The organism is Acinetobacter sp. ANC_7654 (genome assembly GCF_056779855.1).
In genome coordinates this window covers 154,568-172,412 of the sequence record NZ_JBWYIR010000001.1, presented here as the reverse complement: position 1 = coordinate 172,412, position 17,845 = coordinate 154,568, and the positions used below count along the sequence as shown (strand labels likewise).

The 17,845-nt window shown below is 37.9% G+C and carries 21 protein-coding genes; 15 read left to right on the top strand and 6 right to left on the bottom strand.

Going from position 1 to position 17,845, the window contains the following annotated elements; genetic code table 11:
- Positions 1–30: 30 nt before the first annotated feature.
- Together AC1M86_RS00875 and AC1M86_RS00870 are read left to right on the top strand one after the other, a co-directional pair.
- Positions 31–642 carry a glutathione binding-like protein gene (locus AC1M86_RS00875; RefSeq protein WP_092766135.1) on the top strand — a complete coding sequence of 204 codons (612 nt, stop codon included), beginning with the start codon at positions 31–33 and terminating at the stop codon, positions 640–642.
- 264 nt (positions 643–906) lie between these two features.
- The gene (locus AC1M86_RS00870) at positions 907–1,566 is read left to right on the top strand and encodes a glutathione S-transferase family protein (protein WP_481591219.1); all 660 of its coding nucleotides are present in this window, start codon (positions 907–909) and stop codon (positions 1,564–1,566) included.
- Positions 1,567–1,597: 31 nt separating this feature from the next.
- Here AC1M86_RS00870 and AC1M86_RS00865 read toward each other — a convergent pair whose 3' ends face one another.
- The 5 genes from AC1M86_RS00865 to AC1M86_RS00845 form a co-directional block, all read right to left on the bottom strand.
- On the bottom strand, positions 1,598–2,383 hold the full coding sequence (locus tag AC1M86_RS00865) for a thiazole synthase (RefSeq protein WP_092766137.1): 786 nt from the start codon (positions 2,381–2,383) through the stop codon (positions 1,598–1,600).
- Between the two features lie 12 nt (positions 2,384–2,395).
- The gene (gene thiS / locus AC1M86_RS00860) at positions 2,396–2,593 is read right to left on the bottom strand and encodes a sulfur carrier protein ThiS (protein ID WP_035265912.1); all 198 of its coding nucleotides are present in this window, start codon (positions 2,591–2,593) and stop codon (positions 2,396–2,398) included.
- 15 nt (positions 2,594–2,608) lie between these two features.
- On the bottom strand, positions 2,609–2,974 hold the full coding sequence (locus tag AC1M86_RS00855; RefSeq protein WP_035265913.1) for a DUF423 domain-containing protein: 366 nt from the start codon (positions 2,972–2,974) through the stop codon (positions 2,609–2,611).
- 117 nt (positions 2,975–3,091) lie between these two features.
- On the bottom strand, positions 3,092–3,961 hold the full coding sequence (gene rpoH, locus AC1M86_RS00850; RefSeq protein ID WP_035265916.1) for an RNA polymerase sigma factor RpoH: 870 nt from the start codon (positions 3,959–3,961) through the stop codon (positions 3,092–3,094).
- A gap of 141 nt (positions 3,962–4,102) precedes the next feature.
- Complete coding sequence (locus AC1M86_RS00845; protein WP_035265917.1) at positions 4,103–4,324, bottom strand: sulfurtransferase TusA family protein; 222 nt, start codon at positions 4,322–4,324, stop codon at positions 4,103–4,105.
- A 387-nt stretch (positions 4,325–4,711) separates the two neighbouring features.
- On the opposite strand from AC1M86_RS00845, the gene AC1M86_RS00840 reads away from it, so the two are divergent.
- Together AC1M86_RS00840 and rhlB are read left to right on the top strand one after the other, a co-directional pair.
- Positions 4,712–4,924 (top strand): cold-shock protein, encoded by a 213-nt coding sequence (locus AC1M86_RS00840; RefSeq protein WP_004824348.1) that lies wholly within the window; start codon positions 4,712–4,714, stop codon positions 4,922–4,924.
- Between the two features lie 106 nt (positions 4,925–5,030).
- Positions 5,031–6,182, top strand: coding sequence for an ATP-dependent RNA helicase RhlB (rhlB, locus tag AC1M86_RS00835; protein ID WP_481588419.1), 1,152 nt, complete (start codon positions 5,031–5,033; stop codon positions 6,180–6,182).
- Positions 6,183–6,232: 50 nt separating this feature from the next.
- Here rhlB and AC1M86_RS00830 read toward each other — a convergent pair whose 3' ends face one another.
- Positions 6,233–6,616, bottom strand: coding sequence for a hypothetical protein (locus tag AC1M86_RS00830; protein ID WP_481595500.1), 384 nt, complete (start codon positions 6,614–6,616; stop codon positions 6,233–6,235).
- Positions 6,617–6,846: 230 nt separating this feature from the next.
- On the opposite strand from AC1M86_RS00830, the gene AC1M86_RS00825 reads away from it, so the two are divergent.
- The 11 genes from AC1M86_RS00825 to AC1M86_RS00775 all read left to right on the top strand — a co-directional run bounded on the left by AC1M86_RS00825 (position 6,847) and on the right by AC1M86_RS00775 (position 17,784).
- The gene (locus AC1M86_RS00825) at positions 6,847–7,422 is read left to right on the top strand and encodes a nitroreductase family protein (protein ID WP_481607023.1); all 576 of its coding nucleotides are present in this window, start codon (positions 6,847–6,849) and stop codon (positions 7,420–7,422) included.
- Between the two features lie 53 nt (positions 7,423–7,475).
- On the top strand, positions 7,476–8,549 hold the full coding sequence (locus AC1M86_RS00820) for an NAD(P)H-dependent glycerol-3-phosphate dehydrogenase (RefSeq protein ID WP_481588416.1): 1,074 nt from the start codon (positions 7,476–7,478) through the stop codon (positions 8,547–8,549).
- Between the two features lie 73 nt (positions 8,550–8,622).
- Positions 8,623–9,078, top strand: a complete 456-nt coding sequence (locus tag AC1M86_RS00815) for a phosphoglycerate mutase family protein (protein ID WP_180027606.1) — start codon at positions 8,623–8,625, stop codon at positions 9,076–9,078.
- A gap of 42 nt (positions 9,079–9,120) precedes the next feature.
- Positions 9,121–10,263 carry a type II secretion system protein GspL gene (gene gspL / locus AC1M86_RS00810; RefSeq protein WP_481607022.1) on the top strand — a complete coding sequence of 381 codons (1,143 nt, stop codon included), beginning with the start codon at positions 9,121–9,123 and terminating at the stop codon, positions 10,261–10,263.
- Entirely contained in the window at positions 10,263–10,742 is a 480-nt protein-coding gene (gene gspM, locus AC1M86_RS00805) for a type II secretion system protein GspM (RefSeq protein ID WP_035268769.1), read from the top strand. Before gspL ends, gspM begins: the two co-directional genes overlap by 1 nt.
- A gap of 88 nt (positions 10,743–10,830) precedes the next feature.
- Positions 10,831–11,835, top strand: a complete 1,005-nt coding sequence (locus AC1M86_RS00800) for a quinone-dependent dihydroorotate dehydrogenase (RefSeq protein WP_481607021.1) — start codon at positions 10,831–10,833, stop codon at positions 11,833–11,835.
- Positions 11,836–11,838: 3 nt separating this feature from the next.
- Positions 11,839–12,423 (top strand): CvpA family protein, encoded by a 585-nt coding sequence (locus tag AC1M86_RS00795; protein ID WP_481607020.1) that lies wholly within the window; start codon positions 11,839–11,841, stop codon positions 12,421–12,423.
- Between the two features lie 24 nt (positions 12,424–12,447).
- Positions 12,448–13,986 (top strand): amidophosphoribosyltransferase, encoded by a 1,539-nt coding sequence (gene purF, locus AC1M86_RS00790; RefSeq protein WP_092766147.1) that lies wholly within the window; start codon positions 12,448–12,450, stop codon positions 13,984–13,986.
- Between the two features lie 84 nt (positions 13,987–14,070).
- A complete protein-coding gene (locus tag AC1M86_RS00785) occupies positions 14,071–15,960 on the top strand; it encodes a M48 family metalloprotease (protein WP_481607019.1) in 1,890 nt (629 codons plus the stop codon).
- 106 nt (positions 15,961–16,066) lie between these two features.
- Positions 16,067–16,795: a hypothetical protein gene (locus AC1M86_RS00780; protein ID WP_155756986.1), complete on the top strand. Its 729-nt coding sequence runs from the start codon at positions 16,067–16,069 to the stop codon at positions 16,793–16,795.
- A 29-nt stretch (positions 16,796–16,824) separates the two neighbouring features.
- Complete coding sequence (locus AC1M86_RS00775; protein WP_481595496.1) at positions 16,825–17,784, top strand: 2-hydroxyacid dehydrogenase; 960 nt, start codon at positions 16,825–16,827, stop codon at positions 17,782–17,784.
- Positions 17,785–17,845: the final 61 nt, after the last annotated feature.

Sequence of the window (17,845 nt, the reverse complement as noted above, 5' to 3'; positions counted from 1 at the left end):
ATGATAGTAGTTAGATAACAAGGAAAAAGTATGAAGTTGTATTATTCGCCAGGTGCATGTTCACTCGCAGCGCATATTATTTTAAATGAAATTAATGTTGATTTTGATTTGGTTCGTGTTGATCTTAAAACTCATACCACTGAAAAAGGCGAAGATTACTTCGCAATTAATCCTAAAGGCTATGTGCCGGCGCTAGAAATTAATCCTGGCTTAATTTTAACGGAAAATGTCGCAATTTTACCATTTTTGGCACAGCATGATCCTGCTCAAGATTTAATCCCACCTTCTGGATTAGGTCGAGCAAAAGTATTAGAGTGGCTTGGTTATCTAAATTCCGAATTACACGATGCTTATGCAGTGTTTTTCGGTGCACCGCTCACGGACGATGCTAAACAAAAAGCGTATGCCGAAGTTGATCGTTTACTGACATTCATTGATAAAACAATTGGTGAATCTAATAATGATTATTTGGTAGATGATAATTTTGGACCTGCAGATGCGTACTTATTTGTACTCACCAATTGGTCTAATCATATTGAACATGACTTGAGTCCTTATAAAAATATTATTCATATACGCAATAAAGTTGCAGAGCGTCAGTCTGTACAGATTGCGATGCGAGATGAAGGATTGATTCCTTAACAGGTAAGGTTTCGTTCCGTTTGTTTCGAGAAAGAGCCGAAAGGCTCTTTTTTTACTCTAAAATTTTCAGAGTAATTTCACAAAGATTATTTAGAAATAGAGAGCATTAAAAAGACAAATTTTTCATCATAATTCGTTTCAGATTCAGTGGTAATCCATTAAATAAGATATCGTTATTCATGATATTTTTTGAACTAAACATTATTTAAGTTGCTGATTTAAATCTGATATTTATATTTTGTATTTAAATCGTTGGACTAAAAAATGAGTTTGAAATTATATTCTTACAACGAATCAGGTAACAGTTATAAAGTACGTCTGTTAGCAGCATTATTGAAAGTGGATCTTGAAATTGTAGAACTAGATTATTTCAGTGATGAACAGCATAGTGAGAAATTTTTAAAAATTAATCCAAAAGGCGAAGTGCCAGCATTAGTAGATGGCGATATTGTTTTAACTGATTCTGCCGCAATTTTGGTGTATTTAGCAGGTAAATATTCAGATAAAAACACATGGTGGTCTGAGGATTTAGTAGAACAAGCTAAAATTGTAGATTGGCTTGCTTTTGCTGCCAGTTGGGTTCAATACGGGGTTTTCACGGCACGCGCGATATTGTCTTTCAAAGGTCCATACAATGGTTTGGGATTAGAAAGTACTGAGCAAACACTTAAAGAGGCGAAAATACGTGGTCACAAATCTTTGGCTATTTTAGATGGTGTGCTCAAAGACCGTGAATGGTTAGCGAATAATAGACCAACTATTGCGGATATCGCAGTGTTTGTCTATGTCGCGTTAGCACCTATGGGTGATATTTCTCTAGAGCCTTATCCAAATGTACGCGCTTGGATTGAAAGAATAAAAAATTTACCTAACTTTATCAAAATTGATGGATTGGATGATCCTTTGTATCGTCGAGTGAGTTAAGAAAAAACCCACTTTAAAAAGTGGGTTTTTTTTATTTAAAAAAGTATCCAGTTTCTGGAGAGCTTGCATTTGCCATACGTTTGCGTGGCATACGACCAGCAAGATAAGCCTCGCGTCCAGCTTCAACGGCTTTTTTCATAGCAGAAGCCATTAGAATCGGATTCTGTGCAGCAGCAATTGCAGTGTTCATGAGTACGCCATCACAACCTAATTCCATCGCAATAGCAGCATCACTAGCTGTACCAACCCCAGCATCCACCAATACAGGGACTTTGGCATTTTCTTTGATGATAGAAATGGTATGTGGATTAAGAATACCTAAACCAGAACCAATTAAACTCCCCAAAGGCATAATAGCGACACAGCCCATACTCTCGAGTTCTTGCGCGACGATAGGATCATCAGAGGTATAAACCATGATTTCAAAACCATCATCGATCAATGTTCTTGCAGCTTTTAAGGTTTCAGTAATATTAGGATAAAGCGTTTTTTCATCACCTAATACTTCAAGCTTGACTAAATTGTGACCATCTAAAAGTTCACGTGCGAGCATACAAGTGCGAATGGCACTATTGGCATCAAAGCAACCAGCTGTATTGGGAAGAATGGTGTATTTTTCCGGTGGAATCACTGAGAGTAGGTTAGGTTGATCTGGATTTTGACCAATGTTTACGCGACGGATTGCAACAGTAACGATCTCAGCACCACTGGCTTGGATTGCTAAGTCAGTTTCCTGCATATCCTTATATTTTCCAGTGCCCACTAATAGTCGTGAACTAAATGAACGTGATCCTATGATCAACGGACTATCTTCCATATTTACTCCGAGTTAACCACCGCCAACAGCATGAATTATTTCTATACGGTCAGCATCTGAAATAGGGGTATCTGCTAGTTTACTTTTTGAAATGATCATTTCATTTTTTTCAACAGCAAATCGTTTACCTTCTAGCGATAATTCTTGAACCAGTTCTAATAAGTTTTGGCATTGCGTTTGAATCGACTCGCCATTTAAAAAAATATTCATCAGATGACCTTCAAATTAATGTTGAATTTTGAATGCTTGCCATGCTAAAAGTAGCCAGCCAATAATCATCAATGCTCCACCAAGAGGTGTAATTGCCCCTAACCCGCGCGGGAGCCCTAAAGCCATGAGATATAGAGATCCACAAAATAAAATGATACCGAACTGGATGAAGATAAAGCTGAATTGAGTTGAAAAGTTTGGAATTATTTTTGGTATGAGTGCGAGTATTAATAATCCAATTGCATGATAAAAGAAATAATCAGTTGCAGTCTGCCACCATGTCAGTTGGGCTTCGGTTGCACGAGCTTTAAGGCCATGAGCGCCGAAAGCACCTAGCATTACGGCAAGCGCTAAATTAATGGCTGATATTGAGATCCACATCAGGTTATTCCCAATCGAAAATTGCGTCATACGATAGCATACATGACGTACGATTTTTTTAAACTTGCATAGCGTAAATACAAAAAAAGAGCTTATAGCTCTTTTTTTGTAATCGTATTAATTTGATGACATGGCGATCTTGATCTTGTCCATGGCATTTTTTTCAAGCTGGCGAATACGTTCAGCGGAAACATTATATTCTGCTGCTAGTTCATGCAACGTAGACTTATCATCATCTAACCAGCGGCGCTGTAAAATATTGCGTGAACGATCATCCAGCTGATCCATTGCTTCATGTAAAGCAGAGGTGCTCTGTGATTCATAATCTTCTTCCTCTGCTAAACGAGCAGGGTCATAACGATTATCCTCTAAGTAAAGCGCAGGAGCGACATGAACTGAGCTTTCATCATCTTCATCGGATTGAGCTTCAAAGGCTGCGTCATAAGCTGTTAAACGGCCTTCCATTTCAAGAACTTGTTCAGCTGTTACATTTAAATCAGCCGCAATAGATTGCGCTTCCTCGAGCGTTAATTTCTTGCTCGATTTTTTTAAGCTTCTTAAGTTGAAGAACAGTTTACGTTGAGCTTTAGTTGTCGCAATTTTAACAATACGCCAGTTACGAATCACATATTCGTGGATTTCAGCTTTAATCCAATGTACTGCAAAAGAAACTAAGCGTACTCCCATATTGGGATCGAAGCGTTTTACGGCTTTCATCAAGCCTAAATTACCTTCTTGGATTAAATCGCCTTGAGGTAAGCCGTAACCTGCGTAACTGCGGGCAATATGCACAACAAAACGAAGGTGGGACATCACCAGCATTTTAGCTGCGTCTAGATCTTGGTCATAAAAATAACGTTCAGCTAACTCTTTTTCTTGTTCAGCTGTCAAAATAGGGATCTGGTTTACAGTACTAATGTAAGCACCTAAATTGACCCCGGGCGCAGACAATGACAGGGGCATCAATTGATTGCTGCTGTCAGTCATGAGTACTCCTTATAGGAAAATAGTTTAAAAAACCAATTACATTCATCTTAATCCTTATAGCATACAGAATTAAGCGAATTTGGGTAGTGAAATGTAAATTTAAATACAATATTTATCCATGATTAATTTAGATGAAAACACCTAAGATTCAATCACGTAATGAAATTCAGAATCCGAAACTTGTTTAAATGCGCATGTCAATTTATGTAGCTGACAATAACGTTGAATATCGATTTGACTGTTCGGATCTGAAGCTTTTAATAAAAATTGCTGAGGTGCACTATTTTGTTTCATCGATTTCTTTAGTAGCAGTAAAGGTAAAGGGCAGGGTTTACCCATCGCATCGATTAATACTTGAGACATAGTAAAACACGAGATTGAATAATGAAATTGGTCATTATTCTAGCAAAAGTGTGACTTAAGAATAAAATTAAATGATTTAGATGAACTGTTCAAATAAAGTGCAATTTTTGCACTAAATTTGTGTGATTAATATACAAGTTTTAGTTAGATAATTAGCTAAAATTTTTCTATTAATTGTGTTGTACCCATGTTAAGCTCAATGCGTACTTAAGGATTGCGTAGAGAAATTTGTTCTCTAAGCCTTATTTATAATGGATATAACCGGGATTTTGTTAATAGTTTTACAGAATGATTACAAGCTTTGAAATAAAAAATGTTTTAAAATTTGTTTGCTCTGCTGTTTGCAACACCGGGTGGTCCCTTTTCTTACCAACTGAGGATTAACTTATGACAGCTCGCGAACAAGGCGTTGTTAAGTGGTTTAACGATACTAAAGGTTTTGGCTTTATTCAACGCGCAGGCGGTGATGACGTATTCGTTCATTTCCGTGCTATTCAAGGTGAAGGCCACCGTTCACTTCGTGACGGTCAACGCGTAGAATTCAGCGTTGTACAAGGTCAAAAAGGTTTTCAAGCTGAAGAAGTTCAGCCTTTAGACTAATCCTACTTTTCACTGAAAATTAGGTTGCGCTCCAATTTTGATAAATTGGGGCGTTTTTTGTTTATACTATAGACCATTATCAAATATTGATTGTAGAGCCCCTTATATGTCATCAGGTTTCGAAACCCTTAATTTACATCCGCAACTTAAGCAAGCGATTGATGCTTTAGGGTTTAATGAAATGACCCCCATTCAACAGAAAGTATTGAAATATACGTTGGCAGGGCATGATGCAATTGGACGTGCACAAACAGGCACAGGAAAAACCGCAGCATTCTTAATTAGTGTTATTAATGATTTACTGAATAATCCGATACAAGCACAGCGTTATCGTGGTGAACCCCGTGCCTTAATTATGGCGCCAACGCGAGAGCTTGCGATTCAAATTGAAAACGATGCACGTGATCTGACTAAATTTACCGACTTAAATGTTGTGACTTTGGTGGGTGGTGTAGATTTTGATAAGCAAAAAAAACAACTGGATGAAAATTTCGTTGATATTCTTGTCGCGACACCAGGTCGTTTGATTGATTTCACTGAACAAAAAGAAATTTGGTTGGATCAAATTGAATTTTTAGTTATTGATGAGGCAGATCGTTTACTGGATATGGGGTTTATTCCTTCTGTAAAACGCATTGTTCGATTCTCTCCACGCAAAGAACAACGTCAAACGTTAATGTTCTCTGCTACGTTTAGTTATGATGTACTCAATCTTGCTCAACAATGGTTATTTGAACCTGTTACTGTCGAAATTGAGCCTGAGAAAAAAACCAATGCTGACGTAGAGCAACGTGTTTATGTGGTTGGGAAATCAGATAAATACAAATTGCTTCAAGAAATATTGCGTGATGAGCCAATTGAAAAAGTCATGATATTTGCAAACCGCCGTGATCAAGTCCGTAAGCTGTATGATCATCTTAAACATGATGGTTATAAGGTAGTAATGTTGTCTGGCGAAATTGCGCAAGATAAACGTTTAAAGATGTTGGATCAATTTAAAAATGGCAAACACAACATTATGATCGCAACAGATGTAGCTGGTCGAGGTATTCATGTGGATGGTGTGTCACACGTGATTAACTTTACTTTGCCTGAGCAGTCTGATGATTATGTACACCGTATAGGGCGTACAGGTCGAGCAGGAACAAGAGGTGTGAGTATCAGTTTCTTGTCAGAAGATGATGCTTTTTATTTACCTGAGATCGAAAAAGCGATTGGTCAAAAGATTCCATTGACACGTTTAGATGGTTATTGCTAATTGCTCAATAAAAAAAGTCCCATCAAAGGGACTTTTTTTTATAGGAAATTTTAGCGAGTTGAATTACAGCTGAAGGTGATTGTTGTTTGGTAGTCAGTGTCTTTTTCGATTGTATTTTTAGTACCAATAACAGAGCCAAGAACTGATGAAGCTGCAGTAATGAGTTTACCAGTCTGTTCATCCACAACACCTTTTAGTGCGCCGTTATATTCAGTTTTTTCGTCAATTAAGACAGGTGCAGAATTCTTACCACAAGTTTTGTTCGCGGCAGAAATTGCATTATTTTTTGCAAGAACTTGGGTTTTGCCTAATCCTGACACTTCATATTGATTGTTTGGTTTTTGAATAGCAAGTGTTTCAGTAGGTGTTGATGCACAAGCACTCAGGAGAATTGTTGCAGTAGCTACAGAAGCCAATGTCATTAATTTTTTCATTTTATTTTTCCTCTAGCGTTGCAATATTAAGTTTGGAGCTCAGTCATGTATGCTAGGGCTTAAATTCCAAAGAATTAAGCATGTTTTGTATCGATTTTGAAGTAAAATGCCTGATTTATGTTTGATTGTAATTATGCTGGATGCCTCGTGTATAAGTATAACTGTAGAGTAGTTTTCAATGTTTATGCTAAGCTTAAGTACATAGTGTTAGTTTAAAGATTAGTCTTCAAATGTCAGATCAATTTTCTCAAGTAGTGCATGACAATATTCATCAGCGTCAATCCGTTGGTCATTTGGTAGAACCTCATCCTAACGCAGAACAATTAGAATTAGCTTTTAAAGCCGCTTTAACCGCACCCGATCATCATCGTCTGAAACCGACGCAATTTATTGTTGTGAAAGGAGAGCAACGTGAAGCATTTGGTGTTTTACTCAGTGAAGCAGTAGCAGACCTTGGTGAAACTGATTCAATTCAAATTGAACGCGCACGTCAGCATCCTATGCGTGCACCTATGCTGATTATCGCTGTAACACGATTTCATGATCATGCGAAAGTTCCATATTTTGAACAAACTTTAAGTTCAGGTGCTGCAATACAAAATCTTTTGCTCAGTTTACAAGCTCAGGGTTTCAATACCATGTGGCGCAGTGGTGCTGTTGTGGAGTCGGATCTATTTAAAAGAAAGTTAGGGCTACAAACGCATGATTTAATTTCAGGTATCATTTATGTAGGGACTGCTTTTAAGGCGATTGCACCACGCGCTGAGATTGAAACAGATGCATTCGTCAGTTTTTGGCAGCCGTAATTGCAACATTGCAAATTTAACGATTAGAAAAAGAATGTTTAGGATTTAAAAGAATGTCGGAATTAAAGTTTTCAGATTTGGTCGAGCCAGTTGCAATTGATCATAAAACAGCATTGCGCGTTACGATTCTTGGTGGTGGTAGTTTTGGTACAGCCATGGCGAATACGGCAGTACGAAATGGTTGTGATACTATGATTTGGATCCGTGATGAGGAAATTGCGAAAGAAATAAATCGAACACATGTAAATTCAAGATATTTGCCAGATTATAACCTTGAGCCAGCATTAAAAGCAGAATCCAATCTTGAAAAAGCTGTTCGAGATCGAGACATTATTTTGGTTGCTATTCCGAGCCATTCATTCCGAGATGTACTCAAACAGATTAAGCCCTTTATCACCGCTCAGGCAGTTGTATCACTCACAAAAGGGATTGAAGCTAAAACCTTTAGTTTCATGAGTGATATTATTCGTGAAGAGCTTCCAGAAGTGCCTTATGGCGTCCTTTCGGGCCCAAATCTAGCGAAAGAAATTATGTCAGGAATGCCTGCTGGAACAGTGATTGCCAGCCATTCTGAATTGGTGAGATATGCAGTGCAACAAGCATTACACAGTGCACTATTTCGTGTATTTGGAAGCGATGATGTACATGGCGTGGAGCTTGGAGGTGCACTTAAAAATATCTATGCTGTCGCAATGGGGATGGCTGCAGCCTACAACGTTGGCGAAAATACCAAAAGCATGATTTTGACACGTGCGTTGGCGGAAATGAGTCGCTTCGCTGTACAGCTAGGTGCAAATCCACTGACATTCTTAGGTTTGTCTGGTGTTGGCGATTTATTCGCAACGTGTAATAGTCCCTTAAGTCGAAATTATCAAGTTGGATTTGCTTTAGGTTCAGGTAAAACCTTAGAGCAGGCAACGACGGAACTGGGTCAAACAGCTGAAGGGATTAATACCATTGTGCAAGTGAATGCAAGAGCCAAAGAGCTTGATGTCTATATGCCAATCACCACAGCACTCTACGAAGTGATTTATGAAGGTGCACCACCATTACATATTGCATTATCTTTGATGAAGAATGGTCATCGAAGTGATGTTGAATTCGTATTGCCGCATCATAAAGTTTAAGATTAATGAATGGTTTATCATCATTGTCATAATGTTTAGATATGATGGATGACACATGGTTTAGGGAAAACAAATGCAACTCACTTTAGTTCGTCATGGTGAAGCCGCTCCACCAATTAATGGTAATGACTCGAAACGACCACTGACTGAGCGGGGTCATATTCAAGCTGAACAAACTGCGCACTTTTTAAAAGACGTGGTTGCACCTGATATATTTGTAGTGAGTACTTTGCTCAGGGCGCAGGAAACTTTAAAACATATACAGCAATTCTTTCCAAATGTTGAAGTTTTAGTATGTGATAAAATTAAACCTGACGATGATGCTAAAGTTGCAGTTGAGTGGTTATCTCAACTACCTTTTGAGAATATTGTGGTTGTATGTCATATGAATGTTGTGGCATATATTGAAGAAATTATTACGTCTGAATTTTTTACTCCTTTTTCGCTTGCTGAAGCGCGGATTTATGATCAGACAGTCATTGCTGCGGGACTTTCCACAAAATTAAAACATTTTGTACCGTCAGCTTAATAACCATAAGTGTTTAATTAATAAAACGGCAGAATAAAATTAATGTTGTATTTATGGATGCCAGTGTCGAATGGGGTTTGGCTCTGGTCAAATGGTGAAAATTGGAATTCATCAACAACGCTAGAAGAGTTGATTCAAGATACTCAACCGTATCATGGACAAGAAGCTGTTGTATTCTTTTCAAGCCATGATGTACAAATTATTCAACAAAATATGCCCAAAGCTCAATTCAAGCAAATTGGAAGCGAAGGCGCTAAATATTTACTTGAAGAATATACCATTCACTCCATTGATCAGATGAAAGTGCTTACTCAATTTGAGGCACCAGACCAATTGTCAGTAATGGGGATCAGTCAATACCAAGTCCAAACAATGCAACATGCTCTGAACTTGATTCCGGTGAAAGTGGTTGCGCTATTACCCGATTTTTTGGTCTTACCAGTGCCAGAACAGGGGGAAACTATTTTAGCTAATATTCATGGGCATTTATTGGCGAGAACAGGATCAAATCAAGGTTTTGCGATTGATGATTTAGCATTGTTTTTGGATCTATTGCCAAAGCCTATACATATTTTGCATGATCGGTTAAATGATGATCAGATGATGAGTTTGATTCATGCAACGGAACAAAATGAGCGGGAAAGCTTTAATTATGTATTTAAAGCTGAAAAAAAATTAAAGAATCATCCATTCAATGTTTTGCCTAAAGCAAAAAACACAGAGGGTGGAATCTCAGGCTATTGGAAAGCATGTGCAGCACTGCTTGTGGGCTTGCTTGTAGTGCAATTCAGTTATGATTTAGTGCGTTGGGTAAAGTTAAAAAAAGTATCTGATCAAACGGCTTTGGTTGCGGTAGAGCAATATCAATCTTGGTTTGGACCCAACAGTCGTCTCAATGAGCAAAATTTGCGAAGCCAATTTGAAAGTAATTTGCGGATGAGTAAACCTGCAAATACTGAGGTCTTACAGTTAATCAGCCGTGTAGGTCCGATTTTAATGCAACATCAAATTATCGCAAATCGTGTTTCTTATGAAGCATCTGGTTTAAGTATGGATTTGGTGGCGGACTCATCCGAAAAATTACAAAATCTAATTCAGCAAATGAATCAGCAAGGCTTCAAAGCTGAACTTGGGAATGTGCAAACTCAGGATAAAATGGTCGTTGGTTTGGTGAAAGTACAATAATGAAAACTTTAGAAAAATTTCAAAATCAATTTGATCAATTATTTGAAAAGATTGATGACTATTTATCGTCATTGAGTGTGCGTGAGCGTGTACTTGTCATCGCTGCAACGATTATCGTTGTCGTCGCATCAATTGGATCTGCTTTGTGGAAAATGCACGAAGCAGCAGATAATCAGCAAAAAAGATTGAATGAACTGAAAGACACATTGGTGTGGATGCAATCCAATGTGGTGACAATGAAATCTTCAACAGATTTGAGCCTAACACCTTCGGATAAAATTCAGCGTGTGGCACAACAAGCAGGATTATCTGTGGTCACACAACCAAGCGATAATAAATTAATGATCAGTGCTGAGCATGAAAACTACGCGATCCTCGCAAATTTTCTTACCCAATTGGTTCAAATGGGTTTAAGTGTTGAAAAATTGGAACTTATTAAGTCTGGAGCTGCGATTAAATTAACAGCATCAGTACAGTAAGTGGTGAAAATAAACCTATGACAGGCATAGCGTTTTGGGCATACTCAGCCTATAATGTGGCAACTTAAAAAACCGCAGTTTTTGAGATATGTTATATTCGCTTGCTCGTCCATTTCTATTTTCATTGGCGCCTGAGCGTGCACATGATTTGACATTATCAATGCTTAAATCGACATACAAGTTTGGCATAATGCGTCAAAAAATAGACCCAAAGCCAGTGACTTGTATGGGTATTCAATTTCCAAACCCAGTTGGTTTGGCTGCTGGTTTAGATAAAAATGGTGCATATATTGATGCACTTGCAAGTTTAGGTTTTGGTTTTATCGAAATTGGAACCATTACCCCTCGACCTCAATCTGGAAATCCTCAACCGCGTTTATTCCGACTTCCAGAGGCTCAAGCGATTATTAATCGTATGGGTTTTAATAATGATGGTGTAGATCAGCTGATTGAGAATGTTAAAGCAGCAAATTATAAAGGTGTATTAGGCATCAATATCGGTAAGAACGCCGATACAGCAGTTGAAGATGCTGTAACTGATTATCTAATTTGTTTAGAAAAAGTTTATAATTATGCATCTTATATTACTGTTAATATTTCATCTCCGAATACCAAGAACTTACGTAGTTTACAAAGTGGACATGCATTAACAGAACTTCTTGAAACTTTAAAAAATCGTCAACTTGAACTTGCTGAACAATATCAACACTATGTTCCACTGGTATTAAAGGTTGCTCCAGATTTAACTGAGTCAGATATTGAATTTATTGCATCTCAATTAATTCAATTTAAAATTGATGGTCTGATTGTGACCAATACGACTTTGTCACGTGAGGGTGTAGAGAATTTAACGCATGGTGATGAAGCAGGTGGTTTATCTGGTGCGCCTGTATTTGAAAAAAGTACACAATGTCTATCTGCATTTTCAAAATTACTTCAAGATCAAATCCCATTGATTGGTGTTGGTGGTATTCTTAGTGGTGATCAAGCCGCGACCAAACAGCAATCGGGTGCGCAATTGGTTCAAATTTATAGTGGTCTAATTTATACAGGGCCAAAACTGATTAAAGATTGCGTACAAGCTATGACCTAATCTATGAATACCATCGATATCTTTATACTGATTATTCTGCTCATTGGAGGGCTTAACGGTTTGCGTCAAGGATTCGTTAAAGCCTTTGCGAACTTGGTAGGATGGATTTTTGCACTCATTATGGGTGCAAAATTTGCGGGTCAAATTGCGCCTTCAATGTCCGCACTCAGTCAAGATCCTGTGGTTCAAAAAATAGCGGCATTTGCTTTTATTGTTCTGATTATTGTTGTTTTGACTTGGATCGTCACTGCAATATTAAATCGGTTGCTGAAAAGCTTAAAGCTTGGTCCATTAAATCGATTGGCAGGTGGTGCATTTGGCACCTTGAAAGGTCTCTTAATCGTCCTCATTACTATGCAAGGGATTGGTTCATTTGTAGAGAGCTCTCCACATTGGAAACAATCTAAGTTTATTCAAACTTTATTGCCTTACGCGCCTTTAGCGACTGAGTACACCAAAGAGACAGCGTCAAAAGCTTTAAGTCATATGAAATCAGAAGGGTCGAATCAATCATCAGATTCTTCTCGTCAATCATCTTCTGAACAAGATGATTCGTCATCTCATTCAACGAATAATCCTTTTTATTAATCCTAGCTTGTCTGCGAGGTTGCTATGTGTGGAGTTGTTGGTATAGCTGGTAAATCACCTGTTAACCAAATGTTGTTTGATGCATTAACGATGTTACAACATCGTGGACAAGATGCTGCAGGGATTGTGACATGCCATAATGGTCGTCTCTTTTTGAGAAAAGACAATGGCATGGTGCGTGATGTATTTCATACACGTCATATGCGTGCATTGTTAGGTAATTACGGAATTGGTCATGTGCGATATCCAACAGCTGGCTCATCGAGTAGCGCTGAAGCACAACCATTTTACGTAAACTCTCCTTATGGTATTACTTTAGCGCACAATGGTAATTTAACCAATGCTGACGAGATTCATGATGATCTGTTTAAAACAGATTTACGTCACATGAATACTGATTCAGATTCAGAAGTGTTATTAAACGTTTTTGCACATGAATTACAAAAACGCGGCAAACTTACACCGACTGCGGATGATATTTTCCATGTAGTCACTCGTGTGCATGAGCGTTGTAAAGGTGGTTATGCTGTTGTTGCGATGATCACTGGTCATGGTTTAGTTGGTTTTCGTGATCCAAATGGTATTCGACCTTTAATTTTGGGATCGCGTGATACTGATGATGGTGTTGAATATATTCTTGCTTCCGAATCAGTTGCTTTAACAGCGCTTGGTTTTAAAGTTGAACGTGATGTGATGCCAGGTGAAGCAATTTTTATTGATGATGCGGGTAATCTATTCACGAAGCAATGTGCGGCTAACCCACACCATAGCCCATGTATTTTTGAGTATGTTTATTTTGCTCGTCCAGATGCCATCATTGATGGAATTTCGGTATACAAAGCACGTTTGAAAATGGGTGAGAAGTTGGCGCAGAAAATCCTGCGTGAATGGAGCGAGGAGCATGACATTGATGTTGTCATTCCTATTCCAGATACTTCGCGTACATCTGCTTTAGAACTTGCCAATACACTCGGTGTGAAGTTCCGTGAAGGTTTCATGAAAAACCGTTATATCGGTCGTACCTTCATTATGCCGGGTCAGCAGTTGCGTAAAAAGTCTGTACGTCAAAAGCTTAATCCAGTTGAATTAGAGTTTAAAGATAAGAACGTTTTGCTTGTAGATGACTCGATTGTGCGTGGTACAACGTGTAATGAGATTATTCAAATGGCACGTGATGCTGGTGCTAAAAAAGTTTTCTTTGCATCTGCTGCACCAATGGTGAAATACCCGAATGTCTACGGTATTGATATGCCAGTTAAAAACGAATTAATTGCTTCAAATCGTGATGTTGAAGAAATTCGTGAAATGATTGGTGCTGATCGTTTGATTTTCCAAGATTTGGAAGATTTAAAGCAAGCTGTTCGTACGAAAAAAGTACCTGAGTTAACTGACTTTGACTGCTCAGTATTTGACGGTATTTACGTTGCGGGTAACATTGATGAGTCGTATCTCGATGGTTTAGAGCGCAAGCGTAATGACTCTGCCAAGAAAACGAAAGATGGTTATATCGATCTAAATATTGATGCAGCCTCAGTTGATCTGAGTGGTATTAAAGAAAATTAATTTATAGTTTTCTATTTGAAAAAGCGGGTATTTCCCGCTTTTTTAATTTATGATCACAAGACAATGTAATGAGGAAATTTTACATTGAAAGATGTGAGTGGTTACTTAATTAAAAACAAAAATATGCTGTGGTCATTAAGCGTATGTTTAATTGTTATTGTGCTCGCAATTATCATTTTAAACACGACGCTCGGATTGTTGGTTCATTATATTGATCCTTCAGAGTCCATTTGGTGGCATTTTCTCAGTCCATATATGATGGTGCTATTGATTAGCATTATTGGTGGTTCTGTCGTTTATGAGTTTTATGTCTTCCGCTCTGGTGGTCATACGCTCGCAAAACAATTGAAAGCACGACAACTCACTTTTATTGAAAGTACTCCAGAAGAAAGTACAGCGCTTAGGCTTGCTGAAAAATTAGCACATCGATTCTCAATTGATACACCTACACTCTATGTCTTACCCGATGAAATAGGGGTTAATGCACTGACTGCGGGTTTTCATCCCAAAGATACTGTGATTATTCTGACTTGGGGGGCGCTACAAAATCTTGATGAGTTAGAGCTTTATGGATTGTTGGGTCATGAATTCCATAAAATTTTATCGGGTGAAACTCGAGAAAATACTCGTCTTAAAATTTTATACAGTGGGTTAATTACCTTTAGCCAATGGGGCAGTAAAATCGCGAAGCAGGGATTTCGACGTAATCGGGATCAATTGAGAGATAGTTTGGAAACAACTTTTGTGGCGATCGGTGGAGTCATATGGTTAATTGGTAGTTTAGGCGTCTTTATTACGCGTCTGATGAAATATATCACTTTGGGTAGTCGAACATTGTATAACGATGCAATGACAAGACAATTATTGAGTAGTAATGCAAATATTCAAACCTTATTAAGAATCTATGTTCATCACGCAGGATCACAGATTCATAGTGAATATTCTGAAGCTATTTCTCATATGTGCTTTGCTAACTCACTTAGTCCTCAAAGTTGGTTGAATATCCAACCTTGTATTCAAGATCGTATATATGAATTAAATCCGAATTTACTTGAAGATATTCAATTAGAAAATTTACAAAAATTACGAAATCAACCACTATTTAGTTTAATGCGTTCTTTAGAGGAGTCTATTGCTGAAGAATATAATCCATGGATGTCACCACAGCCACTTCCATTATTAAGATTATCACCGATCAGCTTTGCAATTAAGGATGCCATCAAACCCTTAAATAGTGAAGTTAGACAGCAGATGAAACGTCCAGAACTCATTCAAAGGGCTTTGCAAACTTCGACTGGTGCGCGTGAAGTGATGGTTGCGATCTTAATGATTCGGCAGTACCGTGAATTTATTCCTTCTGATGCGCCTGTGAGTCGTGCAATTGTCGACTCACTGTTAAATATAGATGGTCGAGTGCATATTCAAATTTTTCATGAGGCATGTAAGCAGTTGGGAAATATGCCTGCTACAAGTGCGCGTCAGTTTATTACTAAATTGGCTAAAATTATTCAAGAAGATGGTGAAATTGGACTTTTGGATGCTTTGCTGATTGAAAAGGTGAAGTCTCAACTGGATTTATTGCCAATACATCGTCCAACATCAATCGAGGATGCTAAGCCGCAAATTGTTAGGCTAATAGATGCGTTATTACATGTTCAGCAGTTAAATACTGCTAATCAGCTTGAAGTTAGAACCCAAATCTTAGAACGAATTTTAACTCGTGATGAAATTGAGTTTTATGAAGAAATTTCAGATGAACCTATCGACTTAGGTGAAATTCTTAATGATATTGCTGGATTGTTGCTGAGAGATCGGTTGAGTATTTTGGGTGTTGCTGAATTATGTTTATGGAATGATCGAATCATTACACAAGATGAGTTAGATGTACTTGAATTATTATATTGGCGACTTGGATTTGAAAGTGATGAAATTGTGGATCAAATGCATAAGAAAAATAGCGTCATTATTGTTTAGCTATCAATGCATTCTGAATTTAAAAGGTGCAAGGATATTAATGCGTCAGAAATGAAATTAAGTTATGATTGTTTGCGGATTAAAAGTTCAGTAAAAGATTAAAAAAGTGGGTAGAATACCCAGCCCTCATGCCAGTCCATCTGTAATGAATGTGAATATGTTAGAGCATCAAAGAAGCCTCTTAGCTGTGATGGGAATCGATATATGGATTCCACAAAATACGGCACAAACACGTCATTACAAACCTTCCTTATATCGCGATCAAGTTGAAGAAAATCATCCAACAGATGTATCTTTTCCTGAATTTGCGCAAGCTCAATTAGAACAGTTCATCACAAAACCAGCTTCACAAGCTGAACAGCTAAATAAAGATGATTCTTCGCTTCAGTTAAAAAGTAATCCAGACGGTGTGCAGCTTCCTCGAGAGTTTGTGGAAAATGACAAACAGTCTCAAGATGAAGTTGTTGAGCGTCAACCGCTTGTAATCGATGCTTTTGAAATTCAAGCGATGATCACTAAAACACATACTATTCTGCTAGATGCTACAGCGCTCACCACAGAACAAGAAAACTTATGGGTGAATATCCAGCGTAGTGTGAGTTCACAGTTTTACGATTTAAAATGGCCATTTAATTTCGCACAATTCCAAGATGGAAGAGGTGCTGAAGTATTTATACAGGGTTTTATCGATGCATTATCTGTTGATAAAAAAATATTGAGCTTAGGGTATTTGCCGCATATATCGACGACGCAGCATATGCAGATTGCAAGTTTACAAGACATGATTGAGCAGCCATTGTTAAAACGTCGCTTGTGGAACTTAATTAAAAATTAAATCGATACTGGATCTAAAGAGGGAGTTTTATGAAAAAAAAGGTTGTGGTATTTAGTCAGATAGATCCGAAAATATTAAATCAATTAGAATCGAAATATCAGGTCGTTCAACTTAATCCGAAACAGGGTGACATTAATGAGCAACTTTTAAGAGAAGTTGCGGATGCAGATGGAATGATAGGCGCTGGGCGTCGTTTAAATCAAGACAACTTGAAGACTGCAAAAAAACTTAAAATTATTTCGTCGGTCAGTGTGGGTTACGATAATTACGACGTTGAATATCTAAAACAACAGGGTATTTGGTTGACCAATACGCCTCATGTGTTGACAGAGACGACCGCTGATTTGGCTTTTACCTTATTGATGAGTGCGGCTCGTAAAGTGACACATTTAGATTCTTGGACAAAGCATGGACATTGGACGCGTACCGCTGGTGTTGCACAATTTGGTCAAGATGTTTATGGGAAAACGCTAGGTATCATTGGCTTGGGTCATATCGGTGCTGCGATAGCTCGACGTGGTTTTTATGGATTTAATATGAATATTCAATACCATAATCGAAAACCATGTATAGAGCGAGCTGAGCCTTTAAAGGCGAAATATTGTGATCTTGATACTTTACTTTCAACGTCTGATTTTATCGTCATTGCAGTCGATTTAAATGAGCAATCGAAAGCGCTGATCGGTCAAGCTCAATTTGAGAAAATGCAAAAACATGCTGTGTTTGTGAATATTGCCAGAGGATCAGTTGTGGATGAGTCAGCCTTGATTGAGGCGCTTGAAAATCACAAAATTTTTGCTGCTGGTTTAGATGTTTATCAGAAAGAGCCGCTCCAAGAATCACCATTGTTTCGATTGGAAAATGTAGTGACATTGCCGCACGTAGGTTCGGCGACAGCAGAAACCAGAATGAAAATGGCAAATCTTGCTTATGATAATCTGGTAAAAGCCTTAGATGGGGATGAGCCTCTATATATTGTGAATAAGTAAAGTCTTTTGAGCGTAATAATAAACGTAACAGTTCATCATTAATCTTCACATCATTCAGTGT

Excerpts from the sequence above, each read along its gene's own strand:
- AC1M86_RS00795 (WP_481607020.1), top strand. The coding sequence starts at position 11,839 with ATGAATACCATCGATATCTTTATACTGATTATTCTGCTCATTGGAGGG.
- AC1M86_RS00825 (WP_481607023.1), top strand. The coding sequence starts at position 6,847 with ATGTCAGATCAATTTTCTCAAGTAGTGCATGACAATATTCATCAGCGT.
- AC1M86_RS00820 (WP_481588416.1), top strand. The coding sequence starts at position 7,476 with ATGTCGGAATTAAAGTTTTCAGATTTGGTCGAGCCAGTTGCAATTGAT.
- AC1M86_RS00870 (WP_481591219.1), top strand. The coding sequence starts at position 907 with ATGAGTTTGAAATTATATTCTTACAACGAATCAGGTAACAGTTATAAA.
- gspM (WP_035268769.1), top strand. The coding sequence starts at position 10,263 with ATGAAAACTTTAGAAAAATTTCAAAATCAATTTGATCAATTATTTGAA.
- gspL (WP_481607022.1), top strand. The coding sequence starts at position 9,121 with ATGTTGTATTTATGGATGCCAGTGTCGAATGGGGTTTGGCTCTGGTCA.
- AC1M86_RS00875 (WP_092766135.1), top strand. The coding sequence starts at position 31 with ATGAAGTTGTATTATTCGCCAGGTGCATGTTCACTCGCAGCGCATATT.
- rhlB (WP_481588419.1), top strand. The coding sequence starts at position 5,031 with ATGTCATCAGGTTTCGAAACCCTTAATTTACATCCGCAACTTAAGCAA.
- AC1M86_RS00775 (WP_481595496.1), top strand. The coding sequence starts at position 16,825 with ATGAAAAAAAAGGTTGTGGTATTTAGTCAGATAGATCCGAAAATATTA.
- thiS (WP_035265912.1), bottom strand. The coding sequence starts at position 2,593 with ATGAATATTTTTTTAAATGGCGAGTCGATTCAAACGCAATGCCAAAAC.
- rpoH (WP_035265916.1), bottom strand. The coding sequence starts at position 3,961 with ATGACTGACAGCAGCAATCAATTGATGCCCCTGTCATTGTCTGCGCCC.
- AC1M86_RS00845 (WP_035265917.1), bottom strand. The coding sequence starts at position 4,324 with ATGTCTCAAGTATTAATCGATGCGATGGGTAAACCCTGCCCTTTACCT.
- AC1M86_RS00815 (WP_180027606.1), top strand. The coding sequence starts at position 8,623 with ATGCAACTCACTTTAGTTCGTCATGGTGAAGCCGCTCCACCAATTAAT.
- AC1M86_RS00830 (WP_481595500.1), bottom strand. The coding sequence starts at position 6,616 with ATGAAAAAATTAATGACATTGGCTTCTGTAGCTACTGCAACAATTCTC.
- AC1M86_RS00840 (WP_004824348.1), top strand. The coding sequence starts at position 4,712 with ATGACAGCTCGCGAACAAGGCGTTGTTAAGTGGTTTAACGATACTAAA.
- AC1M86_RS00800 (WP_481607021.1), top strand. The coding sequence starts at position 10,831 with ATGTTATATTCGCTTGCTCGTCCATTTCTATTTTCATTGGCGCCTGAG.
- AC1M86_RS00855 (WP_035265913.1), bottom strand. The coding sequence starts at position 2,974 with ATGTGGATCTCAATATCAGCCATTAATTTAGCGCTTGCCGTAATGCTA.
- AC1M86_RS00865 (WP_092766137.1), bottom strand. The coding sequence starts at position 2,383 with ATGGAAGATAGTCCGTTGATCATAGGATCACGTTCATTTAGTTCACGA.
- purF (WP_092766147.1), top strand. The coding sequence starts at position 12,448 with ATGTGTGGAGTTGTTGGTATAGCTGGTAAATCACCTGTTAACCAAATG.